Below are 16,263 nucleotides of genomic sequence, written 5' to 3' on the forward strand. Positions count from 1 at the left end.
CCAACAAAATTCCGCGGAGCCCGCGCCAAGGTTTGCATCGTAGAATCTAACTTGTCAAACGCGATTTATCGGTTAGATTTCCGATATGACGGTATCCTGGACCCCGCATCGCTTCACCGGCGGCATGCTCGCGCTCGACACGGCCAACACCGTGGTGTTGCGCAACGATCCCGAAAAAACCTTCGACCGCTTTGCCGATCCGGCCGAGATTGCGCGCTTTGCCGAGGCCGCCAGCGGCTTTCGCGGCGCCGAGCTTGGCGGCAGGCGGCTGGAGGCTGCCGCGCCGGACAGGATCGCGACAGTGGTGCTGTCGATCCGCGAGACGACCGACCGGTTGTTTCGCGGCGCCGTGTCGAAAGGTGCGCTTGCCGCCGGCGACCTCGCTCCTTTTCTAAAAGCCTGCGCCAAGGGCCTCGATCAGAGCCCGGCCGAGATCGGCGCCTCGGGCAAGCCGTTCGGCGATCCAGCGACGCCGATCGCCTTTGAGGCGGCGCTGGCGGTTTCAGCCTTGTCGCTGCTTCGCGACGATACGGTTTCCAGGCTCAGGATCTGTCCCAATTGCAGCTGGCTGTTCGTCGACAGGAGCCGCAATTCCAGCCGCCTCTGGTGCGACATGGCGGTGTGCGGCAACCGCCAGAAAGCAAGCCGCCACTATCGCCGCCGCCGCACGGCGGCCCATGAGGTCAACAATGCCTAGGGTTGTTTTTCGCTCGATCCTTGTCGGTGCAGCGCTCATTGCCGCTGTTGTACTCGGCGCCTGCCGCGACACCGGCGGCGATGGCAAGCTGTTCGAGGTTTCCGGCAAGGTCGTCGTCTTCAACTACCGTCTCGCCCGGGCGACCTATGTCGTGACGCTGCGGCCCCTGCAGCCGATGGGCGAAGGCCAGGTTGCGGTCGCCAGCTTCCAGAATCCGGCCGGCGGTCCTCCCCTGGTGGTCGAGCAGAAGGTCTGGCCGAAGCTCGACAAGGTCAGCCTGGAAAGCCCGGCGCTGAGCTGCATTGTCAAGGACAAGCCCTATGCGATCTCCATCAGCATCAGGGGTCCTGACGGTACGTTCCTGCAGAAGATCGACACCACGCTGATCTCCACAGAGGATCAGTCGATCCTGCCCGACCGTCCGCTGGTGGTCGACCAGCTCTATACTGCCAATCCCGACCTCGCCGGCCACCCCGACGGCAAGCTGCCCGGTGAGCCCAAGCCGGATTGCTCGAAAGGCTGATGCGTTTTGCCCGACGCGACTCAGTAGAAATTTTCGGTCGCCGGACAGCCGCCGCGGATCGGTTTCGTGCGGGAGCCGTGATGACGGGAGACCGTTCGTTGCGCTTTGCCTGGCACTTTCGATTTCGTTTGACCTGCCTTGCAAGCGGAGAAAGACTGCGCCATCTCACTCCTACGTTGGCTACCTGCCCCCGCGCAGCCTCCGCAGAGGAAATGCCTGATGACGCTGCACGACGTCGCGCTCGACGACAAGTTCGATCTTGGTAAGGAGCGCATCTTCCTGTCCGGCGCGCAGGCGGTCATCCGCATGTTGTTGATGCAGCGCGAGCGCGACCGCCGCGCCGGCCTCAACACGGCTGGCTTCGTTTCCGGCTACCGCGGCTCGCCGCTCGGTGGCCTGGACATGCAGCTGTGGCGGGCGAAAAAGCAGCTGGCGCAGGCCGATATCGTCTTCCAGCCCGGCCTCAACGAGGAGCTTGCCGCCACCGCCTGCTGGGGCTCGCAGCAGGCGGAATTGCTGGGCGAAGGCACGCATGACGGCGTGTTTTCGGTCTGGTACGGCAAGGGGCCGGGCGTTGACCGTTCGGGCGACGTCTTCCGCCACGCCAACCTCGCCGGTTCGTCTAGACATGGCGGTGTGCTTGCTTTGATGGGCGACGACCATATGGCCGAATCCTCGACCAACGCGCATGCCACCGAATTCCTGTTCGTCGACACCATGGTGCCGATCCTCAACCCGGCCGGTGTCCAGGAGATCATCGACTACGGGCTCTACGGCTTTGCCATGTCGCGTTTTGCCGGCACCTGGGCGGCGATCAAATGCGTCAAGGACAACATCGAATCGACGGCCTCCGTCGATGCCGCGCTCGAACGGCTGGACATCGTCGTGCCGGAGTTCGACATGCCGCCCGGCGGCCTCAACATCCGCCATGAGATCGACATGCTCGGCCAGGAGGAGCGGCTGCATGAGCACAAGCGCGCTGCTGCGTCCGCCTTCATCCACGCCAACGGACTGAACCGCATCGTCTATTCCGGCGGCCGCAGCCCGAAGCTCGGTATCATCACGCTGGGCAAGAGCTATCTCGACGTCCGACAGGCACTGGGAGACATCGGCGTCGACGAGGCGGCCGCCAATCGCATCGGCATCCGCCTGTTCAAGGTCGGCTGCCCGTGGCCGCTCGACCTGCAGCATATCTCCGAATTCGCCCGTGGCCTCGACACCATCGTCGTCGTCGAGGAGAAGCGGTCGCTGATCGAGGTGCAGCTGCGCGAAAATCTCTACGGCACGGCCACCCAGCCGGCCATCGTCGGCAAGAAGGACGAGCGCGGCGACTGGCTGTTCCCGGCCAAGGGCGCGCTCGACCCCAACGAGATCGCCATTGCGCTGGGCGAGCGGATCCTGCGCACCATCGGCCCATCGGAAGAGATCGCCGCGAAGGTGGCGAAGCTGCGCCAGTTCCAGGCCATGCTCGCCGACACCAGCGACATCGGCTCACGCACGCCGTTCTTCTGTTCCGGCTGCCCGCACAATTCCTCGACCAAGGTGCCAGACGGCTCGATCGCTGCCGCCGGCATCGGCTGCCACTTCATGGCCCTGTGGATGGACCGCAACACGGTCGGCTTCACCGCCATGGGCGGCGAAGGTGCGCAATGGGTCGGCCAGGCGCCGTTCTCCAAGCGCGACCACATTTTCCAGAATCTCGGCGACGGCACCTACAATCACTCCGGCACGCTGGCGATCCGCTTCGCGCTGTCGACCGACGCCAACATCACCTACAAGATCCTCTACAACGACGCCGTCGCCATGACCGGCGGCCAGCCGCATGAGGGCGGCCTGACGGTCGACATGATCGCCAGGCAAGTGCGTGCGGAAGGGGTCGACCGCATCGCCATCGTCACCGACGAGCCGGACAAATATGCAGGCAAAGCCGAATTCCCGGCCAATGCCACCATCCATCATCGCGACGACCTCGATCTCGTCCAGCGCCAGCTGCGCGACGTCAAAGGCGTTTCGGTGCTGCTTTACGACCAGACCTGCGCGGCCGAAAAACGCCGCCGCCGCAAGCGCGGCACCTTTCCGGATCCGGACAAGCGGGTGTTCATCAACGAACTGGTCTGCGAGGGCTGCGGCGATTGCGGCGTGCAGTCGAACTGCGTCTCGATCCAGCCGGTCGAAACCGAGTTCGGCCGCAAGCGCAGAATAGACCAGTCGAGCTGCAACAAGGATTTCTCCTGCGTCAACGGCTTCTGCCCGTCCTTCGTCACCGTCCACGGCGCCAAGATCCGTAAGGCCGAAGGCATTGCCGGGCGGACCGATCCGCTCGACGGCGTACCGGTCCCGGCCGAATTCCCGCTCGGCAGCGAGGGTTGGGCGGCGATCATCGACGGCGTCGGCGGCACAGGCGTCGTCACCATCGGCGCGGTGCTCGGCATGGCCGCCCATCTCGAGGACAAGGGCTGCGGCATGATCGACATGGCCGGCCTCGCCCAGAAGGGCGGTTCGGTGTTCACCCATGTCCGCATCGCCCGCACCCCGGACGATATCCACGCCATCCGCGTTTCGGCCGGCAAAGCCGACCTGGTGCTGGGCTGCGACCTCGTCGTGTCCGGCGCCAAGAAGGTGCTTGGCGCGGTGCGCGAAGGCCATACCATCTTCCTTGCCAACACCGCCGAGATCATGCCCGGCGAATTCGCCCGCGCGGCCGATTTCTCGCTTCCGATCGAACGGCTGAAGAAGGCGATCCGCGCTGCTGCCGGCGACGACAAGGCGCATTTCTTCGACGCCACGCGCACCGCCACCCAATTGTTCGGCAATTCGCTCGGCGCCAACATGTTCATGCTCGGCTTTGCCTTCCAGCATGGCGGCCTGCCGCTGTCGGCGCAAGCCGTTGAAAAGGCAATCGAATTGAACGGCGAGGCGGTGGCGATGAACATCGCCGCATTCCGCTGGGGCCGGCGCGCCGCGCATCAGCCGGATTTCGTGCGCGGCCTCATCGCCCAGCCGGGCAAAGCCGCACCGATCGCCGAGACGCTGGACGATATGATCGCCCGCCGCGTCGCTTTCCTCACCGCCTATCAGAACGCCGCCTATAGCAAGCGCTATGCCGAAAAACTGGCCGTTTTGCGTGCCGCCGAGGCAAAGGCCGTGTCTGGTTCGACGGCGGTGACCGAAGCGGCGGCCAAAAACCTGTTCAAGCTGATGGCGATCAAGGACGAATATGAGGTGGCGCGGCTCTACACCGACGGTTCCTTCACCACGGAACTGTCAAAGCAGTTCCAAAGCTACGAAAAACTCGAATTTCATCTGGCGCCACCGATCATGGGCAGCCGCGGCAATGACGGCAAGCCGAGGAAATCGAACTTCGGCCCGTGGATGATAACAGGTTTTCGCCTGCTGGCGGCGCTGAAAGGCCTGCGCGGCTCGGCTTTCGACCTGTTCGGCTACAGCGCCGAGCGGCGCATGGAGCGGCAGCTTCTGGCCCGCTATGAGGCTGATCTGGAACTTATCGCGGCGGCACTTGCACCGGGCAGGATCGAGGCCGCCGTGGCGCTGGCCTCGGTGCCGGCGCTCATTCGCGGCTATGGCCATATCAGACAGGCCAGCGCCGAAAAGGCCGATGGCGAGCGCAAAAGGCTTGTCGAGCGGCTGGCCAACACACCTGCGCGGCCCGAACTTCAGGCCGCAGAGTGATCGACACGCCTTGTTTACCTGAAGCTTGATTTCCCAATCTGTACTGCATTTGCCCGCCCACGGCAAACGGGCCAAAGCCGCTGTTCTAAGCCTTTCTTAAGGCGGGTGTGGCATGACAAGGCTTAGCGTTGGGCCAACGGTATGGACAGAGCAAAGACCGAAGACATCCCGTCGGATGTTTACATCCAGTTTGTGCGGGCGTTGTCCGACAACGCCTACATGCTGGTGGTCGGCGGCGTATGCTACTGGATCCTCGGATTGACGATCTACCTGCGGACGCACGATCCGCTGTATCTTGGCTTCGCCTTCCTTCTGTTGTCGATCAGCCTTTGGCGTTACTTCAGCATCCGCAGCTTCCACAGGAGCGGCAGCCCTATACTCACTGTCGAAAAGGCAGAGGAGTGGGAACGCGGTTACATTCTCAAAGGCAGTGCGCAGGGCCTCGCGTTGGGGTCATTCTGTTTCGTGTCGATCTACCTGCGGCCCGATAACTTCGCCGAACTGGCGTCTGTGTCGTTGGCATTGACCACCCTGCTCACCGTTGTCGGCCGAAGCTACGGGTCCAGGCGCATGGTGCAGATTTTTTCCGTGACCCTCATTGGGCCAGCGGCACTTGCGCTCTTCCTGCGCATGGACGTCCCCGACTTCGTCCTCGGGCTGATGATCATTCCGACGACAATCGTCACCATCAGCAGCGCCGACCATGTCCGGAACGTTCTGTTCTCGGCGGTCATCGGGCACAGGCAGGCGAAGGAGTTGGCGCAAAGGTTCGATCGGGCGCTAAATACGATGTCGCATGGCCTTGTCATGCTCGACTCGAACGGGAAGGTGGTCGTCGCCAACGCCGAGGCAGCACTTTTGATGTCATTGAAATCGCCGGGCACGCTGCTGGGGCGGTCGATCCACGGCCTCTTGATGCGCGGCGTTGCCGGCGGCATGCTGGCCCCGAAGGACTGCCGCTACATCGAGGCGCAACTGACGCGCGCCCTGCGCGAAGGCCGCGACCGCAAGGTACTGGTCTCGCTCGCCAACGGCCAGTACTACGAGTTCTCGGCGCGCGAAGGCAATCAGGACCTCGGCGTCATCACCTTCGAGGACGTCACCGCCCGCGTCGAGGCTGAAGAAAAGATCCGCTTCATGGCGCGCTTTGACAGCCTCACCGGCCTGCCGAACCGCGCCTATTTCCACGAACTTGTCCATGAGGCCATGGCCTCCGGCGAGCAGGAGCGGCTCTGCGGTCTGGCGGTGCTCGATCTCGATGACTTCAAGAGCGTCAACGACACCCTCGGCCATCCTGTCGGCGACGGGTTGATCTACGCAGTGGCCGAGCGTCTCGCGGCGGTTGCCGGACCGGGCATCACGGTCAGCCGCTTCGGCGGTGACGAGTTCATGATCTTCTTCGACCGCGTCGAGGACGAGAGCCATCTCAGCACCCTCCTCGACCATATATTCGCGGACCTGCAGGGTGAGGTGGACGTCGCCGGCCACGGCTTGCGCATCCAGGCCAGCGGTGGCGCGGTGCTGTCCAAGGTCAAGGACACCGATGTTGATGCCATGATCGTCAAGGCCGACCTTGCCCTCTACAAGGCCAAGGAGCTCGGCAAGAATAGCTGGAGGCTGTTCGAGGCGGCCATGGACGCCGCCTTCCGCAATCGCCAGCTGATGAAGGCCGATCTGCGCAACGCCGTGCTGGCCAGGGAATTACGCGTCGTCTATCAGCCGATCGTGGCTGTAAACACCATGCGCATCGCCAGCTGCGAGGCGCTCTGTCGTTGGGACCACCCCGATCTCGGCCCTGTCTCACCCAGTGTCTTCATCCCCCTGGCCGAGGAGATGGGTATCGTTTCCGACATAAGCACTTTCGTGCTGGAGGCCGCGTGTGCCGAATGCGCCAAATGGCCGGCCCAGACCAGCGTGTCGGTCAACCTTTCGGCCAAGGATTTCCGCAATCGCGACGTTGTCCAGAAGGTTCGTGACGCGCTTGCCAGTTCGGGGCTCGCCGCCAGGCGCCTCGAGATCGAAGTCACCGAAACCGCCCTGCTCGACGACAAGTCGCTGACACGCCAGTATATCGAGGAAATGAAGCAGCTTGGGGTTCGCATCGCGCTCGACGATTTCGGGACCGGCTACTCCAGCCTGAGCTATCTCCACAAGCTGCCGCTCGACAAGATCAAGATCGACCGCTCTTTCCTGGTCGACGTGAACCAGAACCGGCAGTCGCTCGACCTTCTGAAGGGCATCGTCGGCCTGTCCCGGACATTGGGCCTTTCGGTCACCATCGAAGGGGTCGAGACCTTCGAGCAGCTGAAGACGCTGGTCCATTTGGTCAAGCCGGACTTCGTGCAGGGCTTCCTGTTCGGCGCCGCGCTCAGCGCATCGGGCATCGAGACGATGTCGAGCGTCACATGGCCGTTTGCCGCTGACCTGCATCTCGCCGGCAAACGGACAGCCAGCTAAACGAAGCGGTTTTCCGTCCGGAATCGCGTCTGCGCAAAAGCAATCCCAGAAAGTGTGAGCGGTTCTCCACCTGGAAATGCATTTAAAAACAGCGAGCAATTGTTCACTTGATGAAATGACGACCGCTCATGCGTCGTCCAAACCCGCTAGTCCGGCGCTTTCAAGATCTGACTTCAGAATCGTTTCGATGACCGCCGCCAGGCCGGCCGGATCAGGCAACCACCGGCTGCGCCATTTGCTTTTTCGTGTCCAAAATCGGTGAACGACCGCAGCCGTTAAGGTTAACAAGCGGTAAATAAGCAATGTTGAATTTTCAGCTTGTGTCTCATTTCAACTCGAATAGCCTACTTCCAGGCGGAATTCGAGGACTGGCAATGGATACTGCAAGGAAGATTGCGTCGGCTGAGGCCGGCGCGAGGATCGACTCGGCGCTCAACCGATCCATGATGCAATTACTGGATCATGTCGAATATCGTCTCATTACCGGGGGCGAAGATCTGGAGGCGATCTACCGACTCCGCTATAAGTCCTATCTGCGCTCAGGTATGTGCGGCCCGATCGCCAGCGGCATGTTCGAGGATCGCTGGGACGATCTGCCCAATTCCTATCGGTTCGGTGTCTACTGCTACGGCGAATTGGTCAGTACAGTGCGCCTCCACTATATTTCCAGTGACCAGCCATACTCGCCTTCGACCGACGCTTATCCCGAAATATTGCTTCCCCGGCTTGCCCGCGGGGAGACCTTCATCGACGGAACCCGCTTCGCGACAGATCCGGACAGCGCGCCGGCGCCCGGAGTGCTGCCTTTCCTGACGCTCCGGATTTGCATGGCGGCCTACTGTTATTTTCGCCAGACCGCGATGTTTATCCCGATTAAGTTGGAGCATTCAGCTTTTTATGCTCGCTTCTTCAGCGCCACGCAGAGGACCGGGGGCAAGGTGTTTCCGGGCGTTCTCCCTCCGCTCGCATTGTTCGAAATTCCCGGCAATGAAGAGAATGTTCAACGGATACTCGACCGGTTACCGTTCTTCAGATCGACAGCGACGGAGCAGAGGCTGATGTTTGGCAATCCGGCGATCAACCGGCTGACACCTTTGTCCATTGTGCCAACAGCGAAATACTACCGGAACGCCGCCTGAACGGATGTTCATTCTCGCGCCATGGACCTTTCCGGTGGCTTCGTCGTTATTGCTTGTGGCGGCGGCGCCGCGTCCGTGGTGCTGCCGTACCCTGCCTGAAAGGCGGTTCCTCCGAATTGTTCACGTGAAAGTATGCCGACATGACCATCCACTCGCTCGCGCTTACCCCGCTCATCTCCCTGATCGCCGGTGTGCTGATCCTGGTGATGCCGCGGCTCCTCAACTACATTGTCGCGCTTTATCTGATCGTCGTTGGATTGCTCGGCCTGTTCCCGCATCTGGCCGGCTGAGGGAAGCCGTCAGCGGCGAAGAGCCCCTCCAAAGTATCATTGCCGTCCAAGGGCCGCCGAAAGCTGGCGGATCGGTCCTGAAATGGTTGCGGCCCGACTGGGGTATGCCTAACTTCAGAAAGGCCACCTTAGGTGGCGCCATTCGAGCTTCGGTCGGATCGGAGCTTTTGGGGGACGTGGATGTGGCTTTCGATCATTGCCGGGCTTGTGTTGCTCATTCTGGGCGGCGAATTGCTTGTGCGCGGGTCCGTCGGCGTGGCTTCCTCGTTTGGCGTCTCGCCATTGCTCATCGGGCTGACCCTGGTCGGCTTCGGCACCTCCGCGCCTGAACTGGTGACGTCGGTACAGGCGGCACTTGCCGGCTCGGCCGGAATTGCCGTCGGCAACATTGTCGGGTCCAACATCGCCAATTCCTTGCTCATCCTCGGCATCACCGCCGTCGTCACGCCGGTTGCCGTAAAATCCTCGCTGCTCAAGCGTGACGGCGTGGTGCTGATCGCGGTCACCGCACTGTTTATCGCCATTGGCGCCACCATGCCGCTCGGCCGGCTGGTCGGATTGGCCTTCCTTATGCTGCTCGGCGCATACATGTATGTCGCCTATCGCCAGGAGCGCTCGCCCGCCACAGCGGATCAAGGGGCTGCGGTCGAACGGGCCCTTGCGGCACAAGAGGCCGATCCCGGGTTCGTGCCCGGTAGAAGCGGCAAGCCGATCTGGCTGCCGCTGGTCCTTGCGCTTGCCGGGCTTGTGCTGATCATCTTCGGCGGCGAGTTCCTGGTGAGCGGCGCCGTCCGGCTGGCCCACGCGCTCGGCATATCGGAAACCGTGGTCGGTCTGACCGTGGTGGCGATCGGGACGTCGATGCCGGAGCTGGCGACCTCCCTTGTTGCCTCGCTTCGTGGCCAGTCCGACCTTGCCCTTGGCAATGTGCTTGGCTCGGGCCTTTACAACATTCTGGGGATTGGCGGCGTGACCGCGCTGGTGTCGCCAATCGACGTACCTGCCAGCGTGGTCAAATTCGATTTTCCGGTGCTGTTCGTGGCCACGGTGCTGATCTTTGTCTTCGCGTGGACGCGCCGAAGGGTCGATCGAACCGAAGGCGTTGTGCTGCTGGCCGGTTATGCTGCTTACATCGTCGCGCTGGTATGGTAGCCGACCGTTTTTATACCCTTTGGCGCGATACCGCGCTTTTCGTGACGCTCTTGTCGCAGCCGCAGGGGTAATAGCGCCATTGCTCTCGGCCCGGCTTTTCGCTATGTGCCTCAAAGATGTCTTCGAAGGGGTATTCCTATGGCTGAGCACACGCCGACCGGTCCTGTCGAACTGGGCGCGAAGATGGATTATGCGGAGCACGACCGCACCTATCACGGGTTCCTGGCGCTGGCCAAATACGGCTCGCTGTTTTGCGGCGCCCTGCTGCTGGCCATGGCTTTCGGCTTCTTTGCGGGCGGCTTCTTCTCGGCGACCATCCTGTTCGTGCTGATCCTGGCTGCCGGCGCCTTCATTCTCCGATAGACTTTCAGACCCTGTGCCGGAAGGCCGCCGGACTCCGGCCGCCATGTTGCGCAAACAGGTTCCAGCCGAAAGGATCATGCGGTGGGACAGACGGTTTTCATCCCTCGTGAGCTCGACGCCAGCGAGCCGCGCGTTGCCGCCTCGCCGGATACGGTGAAGCGGCTGGCGGCGCTGGGCTTCGACGTGATTGTCGAGACCGGGGCCGGCATCAGGTCGCGCATTCCCGACGAGGAATTTGCCAAGACCGGTGCTGTGATCGGCAAGGCTTCGGATGCGGGCCGGGCGGATGTGGTGCTGAAGGTGCGCCGTCCCACCGACGCCGAGTTGAAAGGCTACAAATCGGGTGCGGCGGTCATCGCCATCATGGACCCCTATGGCAACGATGCCGCGATCGCGGCCTTGGCCAAGGCCGGCGTCACCGCCTTCTCGATGGAATTCATGCCACGCATCACCCGAGCGCAATCGATGGACGTGCTGTCCAGCCAGGCAAACCTCGCCGGCTATCAGGCGGTGATCGACGGCGCATCGGAATATGACCGGGCGCTGCCGATGATGATGACGGCGGCAGGCACGGTGCCGGCGGCGAAGATCTTCATCATGGGTGTCGGCGTTGCCGGTCTGCAGGCGATCGCCACCGCGCGCCGCCTCGGCGCCGTCGTCACCGCCACCGACGTGCGTCCCGCCGCCAAGGAACAGGTCGCCTCGCTCGGCGCAAAGTTCCTCGCCGTCGAGGATGAGGAGTTCAAGGCGGCCGAGACCGCCGGCGGCTACGCCAAGGAAATGTCGAAGGAATACCAGGCCAAGCAGGCGGCACTCACCGCCGAGCACATCGCCAAGCAGGACATCGTCATCACCACCGCGTTGATCCCCGGTCGCCCTGCACCGAAGCTGGTGTCGGCGGCGATGGTCGCTTCGATGAAGCCGGGCTCGGTGATCGTCGACCTTGCCGTCGAGCGCGGCGGCAATGTCGAGGGCGCGATTCCAGGTCAGGTGGTGACCACGGTCAATGGCGTAAAAATCGTCGGCCATCTCAACGTGCCCGGCCGCGTCGCCGCATCGGCCTCGCTGCTCTACGCCAGGAACCTGTTCGCTTTCCTCGAGACGCTGGTCGACAAGGCCACCAAGACGCTTGCCATCAAGCGCGACGACGAATTGGTCAAGGCAACGATGCTGACCGACGGCGGTAAGATTGTGCATCCGGCCTTCGCCAAGGCAGCGGAACAGCCTCATGTCGAACCGGCGGCGATCCCGGCCAAGACCATGGTCGCCGACGCCGCGCCGAAGAAGGCCGCGCCGAAAAAATCCACTGTCAAGCCGAAGGGGATCGCGTGATGGATCAGGCCTTGCAGAAAGCCCTCGACCAGCTCGACCAGGCAAGTGCCGCTGTTCGGCTCGCGGTGCAGAACCTCGCCAATGCGCCCGGTGGTGCCGATGCGGCGGGTGACGCCGCGCATGCACTGTCCGGTGGCGCCATCGATCCTTTCGTTTTCCGCTTCGCCATTTTCATTCTGGCGATCTTTGTCGGTTATTACGTCGTCTGGTCGGTGACACCCGCCCTGCACACGCCCCTGATGGCGGTCACCAACGCCATCTCCTCGGTCATCGTCGTCGGCGCGCTTTTGGCTGTCGGCATTTCGGCCTCCGGCATTGCCACAGGCTTCGGCTTCGTCGCGCTGATGCTGGTCTCGGTCAACATTTTCGGCGGCTTCTTGGTCACCCAGCGCATGCTGGCCATGTACAAGAAGAAGGACAAGTAGAGCGCCATGAACGCCAACTTCGCTTCCTTCCTCTATCTGGTCTCCGGCATCCTGTTCATCCTGGCGCTGCGCGGCCTGTCGCATCCGACCACCAGCCGCCAGGGCAATCTCTACGGCATGATCGGCATGGGCATAGCCATTGCCACCACGCTGGCGCTCGCCGTCCCTTCGGCCGGTGGATTCGGCCTGATCGTGCTCGGTTTGGCCATTGGCGGCGGCGTCGGTGCGGTCACCGCGCGCCGCATCGCGATGACCTCGATGCCGCAGCTGGTCGCCGCTTTCCACTCTCTGGTCGGCCTCGCCGCCGTCATGGTGGCGGCTGCTGCCATCTACGCGCCGGAAAGCTTTGGCATCGGCACCAATGGCGACATCCACGCCCAGGCGCTGATCGAGATGAGCCTCGGCGTCGCCATCGGCGCCATCACCTTCACGGGGTCGGTCATCGCCTTCCTCAAACTCGACGGCCGCATGTCGGGCAAGCCGATCATGATCGGCGGCCGCCACATCATCAACGCCCTGCTCGGCATCGCGCTGATCGTGCTGATCGTGCTTCTGGTCACCACCGAAGCCAAGCTGGTGTTCTGGTTGATCGTAGCCGCGTCGCTGGTGCTCGGCGTGCTGCTGATCATCCCGATCGGCGGCGCCGACATGCCGGTCGTCGTGTCGATGCTGAATTCCTACTCCGGCTGGGCGGCGGCAGCACTTGGCTTCACGCTCGGCAATCTGGCGCTGATCATCACCGGCGCGCTGGTCGGCTCGTCGGGCGCGATCCTGTCATACATCATGTGCAAGGGCATGAACCGAAGCTTCATCTCGGTCATCCTGGGTGGCTTCGGCGGCGAGACCGCCGCAGCCGCCGATGACGGCGTCGAGCGCACGGTCAAGCAGGGCTCGGCCGACGACGCCGCCTACCTGATGATGAACGCGCAGAAGGTGATCATCGTGCCAGGCTACGGCATGGCGGTCGCCCAGGCGCAGCACGCGCTGCGCGAAATGGCCGACAAGCTCAAGGCCAATGGCGTCGACGTCAAATACGCCATCCACCCGGTCGCCGGCCGCATGCCCGGCCACATGAACGTGCTGCTGGCCGAAGCCAACGTGCCCTATGACGAGGTGTTCGAGCTTGAGGACATCAACTCCGAATTCGCGCAGGCCGATGTCGCCTATGTCATCGGCGCCAACGACGTCACCAACCCGTCCGCTCGCGACGACAAGTCATCGCCGATCTACGGCATGCCGATCCTCGACGTCGACAAGGCGCGCACCTGTCTGTTCGTCAAGCGCTCGCTCGGCTCGGGCTATGCCGGCATCGACAACACGCTGTTCTACAAGGATGGCACCATGATGCTGCTCGGCGACGCCAAGAAGATGACCGAGGAAATCGTCAAGGCGATGGATCACTGATCCGGCCAGCCGCAGATTGCAGAAAAGCCCGGCTTCGCACCGGGCTTTTTTATGTGAACAGGCGGTTCAGCGGTTGGTCAGGAAAACCGCTTCCTCGTCGTCGCGCTGCCTTCCGCCGAGAGCCGCGGCGGCACTGGCGATGAAGGCGCCGATGACAAGCGACAAGGCGCCGAGAAGGGCAAAGGTGGCGCTGCCTTTCCTGGCGATGTCGGCGGCCTGCTTCGCCTTGACCTTGGCGTCCTCGACCTTGGCGACCAGCGCATCGACACGCGCCTTGGCGTCGGCCTCGGAGAGACCGGTGCGGGCGAAGACCAGCTGCGACAGATAGGTCTTGTCGTCAGCCGAGATCTCGCCTGCCGCGGCACTGGCGATCAGGATGCGCGAGGCCTGTCCGGCCGCTACGGCGTCGCTGTCCGGATTGGCCGCCGCGAGCTTGGTGGCATCGGCGGGCCGGAACAGCGAATCCACGAGATAGGACGTCTCGGCCGATGCGCTGCCGGCATTTGCGGACGCTCCAGCCGATGCGCCCATGGCGGCGCCCGACGCCACAGTCGAAGCCGCCTGCACACCTGACCCGACCACAGCAGACAGCGCCGAGCCGAGCACGCCTACGACCAGCAATGTCGCCAGCGCCCAGGCGAGGAAGCCGTGCGCGGTATCGCGGAAGTAGACCTCGTCCGTGTGGATGCCTACCCATTTGGTCCGCAGGCGTCCGGCAAGATAGCCGCCGACGCCGGAGGACAGCCATTGCACGACGACCAGCCAGATGGCACCGGACACGGCGAAGGTGGTGAGCGAGGCGCCCGATCCAGACCATGGCGATACCATGGTCAACCCCAGCCCTGAGCCGAGCAGCATGAGGATGAAGGTCAGCGTCGAGGCCGCGAAAGCGCCGGCGATGATAGGCCCCCAGCTAACGGCTGTAGCGGAGGACTCTTCTGAAGCGGATAGGTCGATAGCCGATACGGTGGGCTGCATCGACGCCTCCTACCGTACGAACAGCATGATGAGAATGATGATCGGGATCGGAATACCGAGCAACCAAAGCAGAATACCGCGTCCCATGAAAACCTCCCTGAGAAAATCGTGATCGATGGTTTCACAATGTCTCTCAGCGACTTCCGTTCCGGCGGACAATGAAATGATTTTGTTTGCCGGGAATGGAACTATTTGGCGCTTCGGCGCGAGCCAAGGTGCCAAAACTGTGGATTGACCCCTGCCGGTCCGACATGGCCAGCGCCTGTTGGCCAGAGGCGGGTTCGGGGCTAGCATGGCGAAATCCAGCCGTATCGACGGGCTTGCCGTCAACGGAGACGTTGGTGCCCAAAGCTGCCGCATCGCCGGTTTCCAAGAAAGCGCCGCACAAGCTCTGCCAGGCGGTGGTGATCGTGCATGGCATGGGTGAGCAGCGGCCGATGGGTACGCTGCGGGGTTTTGTCAGGGCCGTCTGGAGCGCTGATCTCAGCCGTGCCGAGCCCCACGCCCAGATAGCCGATCCGGCCGAACCTGGCGCCAGGATCAACCAGAGCTGGATCACACCCGACCGGCGGACCAATTCGCACGAACTGCGCCGCATTACCACGCCTTACGATATCGGCCACCGTCGCACCGATTTCTATGAGCTCTATTGGGCCGACATCACCCAAGGTACTACACGTGGCCGGCTCGCTGCCTGGGTGACCAACCTTTTGTGGCGCAAGCCCGCCGACATTCCGCCCGACGCCCGCAAGCTTTATTTTGCGACGCTTTTGATCGTCATCCTCATTCTCGGCGCAGCACTTGTGCTGGCAACGTCGGTCTGGCAGCAGACTGTGTCCGTGACTACCGGCCTTGTGGTCACCGCTCTCGCCTCTTTTGTCATCTGGGCGGTGGACCAGTTCGGCCTGCCCTATTTCGGCGATGTCGCCGCCTATGTGCGCGCCGAGGCGGCAACGGTCGAGAAGCGGGCGCTGATCCGCAACCGTGGTCTGACCCTGCTCAGGCGACTGATGATGGACAAGAGTTATGACCGCATCGTGCTGGTCTCGCACAGCCTGGGGTCGATCATCGCCTATGACCTGCTGCAGATCTTGTGGGCCGAGTTCCGGCCACGAAAACTGGAAGCTGTTCGCGACAGGGCGAAGCTGGAAGCGGTCGAGGCCGGGATAAGGCGACGCTCGGTTCCGACGGCTCGGCGTGGCCTTCGAGCCTTGGAGATCTCGCCGGCTTTCAGCGGGCCCAGTGGGCGCTCTACCAGCAACTCCGCACCAAGGATGACGACCATCCGCTGCCATGGAAGATCAGCGATTTCGTCACGCTTGGCAGTCCGCTCTCCCACAGCGAATTCCTGGTGACATACAATCTAGCCGAATTCAGGCGCGGCCTTGCCGAGCGGCTGTTTTCGGCCTGCCCGCCGATTGCCGATGGCGGCCAGGCCGGCGGCACCGTGTTATATCAGGAAGGTCACAGCGCCGCAGGCAAGGCGCAGCGCGCCGTGCATCATGGCGCGGTGTTTGCGGCGACACGCTGGACCAACATCTTCGACCGGGGCAATGGCTGGGCGACAGGCGATCCTATTTCGGGACCGATGACGGAAAATTTCGGCCCCGGCGTGGAGAACATCCAGGTCGAGCTCAAGGGTTCGCTCGGCCGCGTCTTCACCCACACGCTCTATTGGTCATTGACGGCAACCGGCGACGAGGTTGCTGCGGGCACGGCGCCGCGCTCGCATCTGCAGGTGCTGCGCGACGCTGTCGACCTCGGCCGGAAGCTGGAGCCGAGCTGAGGCGGAGTCGCTCTGAGGATGACGAAG

At 62.9% G+C, this 16,263-nt stretch carries 14 protein-coding genes; 13 read left to right on the plus strand and 1 reads right to left on the minus strand.

From position 1 onward, the window contains the following. The first annotated feature begins 85 nt into the window (after positions 1-85). From ACWGTO_RS17045 to ACWGTO_RS17095, 11 genes are all read left to right on the plus strand, one after another. A complete protein-coding gene (locus tag ACWGTO_RS17045) occupies positions 86-697 on the plus strand; it encodes a CGNR zinc finger domain-containing protein (RefSeq protein WP_454575982.1) in 612 nt (203 codons plus the stop codon). Beyond that, positions 690-1,220 carry a hypothetical protein gene (locus ACWGTO_RS17050; RefSeq protein ID WP_454575983.1) on the plus strand — a complete coding sequence of 177 codons (531 nt, stop codon included), beginning with the start codon at positions 690-692 and terminating at the stop codon, positions 1,218-1,220. Before ACWGTO_RS17045 ends, ACWGTO_RS17050 begins: the two co-directional genes overlap by 8 nt. Positions 1,221-1,439: 219 nt before the next feature. Next, complete coding sequence (locus tag ACWGTO_RS17055; RefSeq protein ID WP_454575984.1) at positions 1,440-4,910, plus strand: indolepyruvate ferredoxin oxidoreductase family protein; 3,471 nt, start codon at positions 1,440-1,442, stop codon at positions 4,908-4,910. A gap of 141 nt (positions 4,911-5,051) precedes the next feature. Then, the gene (locus ACWGTO_RS17060) at positions 5,052-7,367 is read left to right on the plus strand and encodes a putative bifunctional diguanylate cyclase/phosphodiesterase (RefSeq protein ID WP_454575985.1); all 2,316 of its coding nucleotides are present in this window, start codon (positions 5,052-5,054) and stop codon (positions 7,365-7,367) included. A 374-nt stretch (positions 7,368-7,741) separates the two neighbouring features. Further along, entirely contained in the window at positions 7,742-8,506 is a 765-nt protein-coding gene (locus ACWGTO_RS17065; protein WP_454575986.1) for an N-acyl amino acid synthase FeeM domain-containing protein, read from the plus strand. Positions 8,507-8,646: 140 nt separating this feature from the next. Further along, a complete protein-coding gene (locus ACWGTO_RS17070) occupies positions 8,647-8,796 on the plus strand; it encodes a DUF3096 domain-containing protein (protein ID WP_023729728.1) in 150 nt (49 codons plus the stop codon). 180 nt (positions 8,797-8,976) lie between these two features. Further along, on the plus strand, positions 8,977-9,948 hold the full coding sequence (locus tag ACWGTO_RS17075) for a calcium/sodium antiporter (RefSeq protein ID WP_454575987.1): 972 nt from the start codon (positions 8,977-8,979) through the stop codon (positions 9,946-9,948). Positions 9,949-10,086: 138 nt separating this feature from the next. After that, entirely contained in the window at positions 10,087-10,311 is a 225-nt protein-coding gene (locus ACWGTO_RS17080) for an aa3-type cytochrome c oxidase subunit IV (RefSeq protein ID WP_454575988.1), read from the plus strand. A gap of 81 nt (positions 10,312-10,392) precedes the next feature. Then, positions 10,393-11,643: a Re/Si-specific NAD(P)(+) transhydrogenase subunit alpha gene (locus ACWGTO_RS17085; RefSeq protein WP_454575989.1), complete on the plus strand. Its 1,251-nt coding sequence runs from the start codon at positions 10,393-10,395 to the stop codon at positions 11,641-11,643. Beyond that, on the plus strand, positions 11,643-12,068 hold the full coding sequence (locus ACWGTO_RS17090; RefSeq protein ID WP_454575990.1) for a proton-translocating transhydrogenase family protein: 426 nt from the start codon (positions 11,643-11,645) through the stop codon (positions 12,066-12,068). Before ACWGTO_RS17085 ends, ACWGTO_RS17090 begins: the two co-directional genes overlap by 1 nt. Before the next feature lie 6 nt (positions 12,069-12,074). Continuing rightward, positions 12,075-13,472, plus strand: a complete 1,398-nt coding sequence (locus ACWGTO_RS17095) for an NAD(P)(+) transhydrogenase (Re/Si-specific) subunit beta (protein ID WP_454575991.1) — start codon at positions 12,075-12,077, stop codon at positions 13,470-13,472. Positions 13,473-13,538: 66 nt separating this feature from the next. Here ACWGTO_RS17095 and ACWGTO_RS17100 read toward each other — a convergent pair whose 3' ends face one another. Continuing rightward, a complete protein-coding gene (locus tag ACWGTO_RS17100; protein WP_454575992.1) occupies positions 13,539-14,450 on the minus strand; it encodes a hypothetical protein in 912 nt (303 codons plus the stop codon). A 341-nt stretch (positions 14,451-14,791) separates the two neighbouring features. On the opposite strand from ACWGTO_RS17100, the gene ACWGTO_RS17105 reads away from it, so the two are divergent. Then, a complete protein-coding gene (locus ACWGTO_RS17105; protein WP_454575993.1) occupies positions 14,792-15,805 on the plus strand; it encodes a hypothetical protein in 1,014 nt (337 codons plus the stop codon). Continuing rightward, positions 15,802-16,236 carry a hypothetical protein gene (locus ACWGTO_RS17110; RefSeq protein WP_454575994.1) on the plus strand — a complete coding sequence of 145 codons (435 nt, stop codon included), beginning with the start codon at positions 15,802-15,804 and terminating at the stop codon, positions 16,234-16,236. Before ACWGTO_RS17105 ends, ACWGTO_RS17110 begins: the two co-directional genes overlap by 4 nt. Positions 16,237-16,263 lie beyond the last annotated feature (27 nt).

This window comes from Mesorhizobium sp. PL10, from assembly GCF_053714315.1.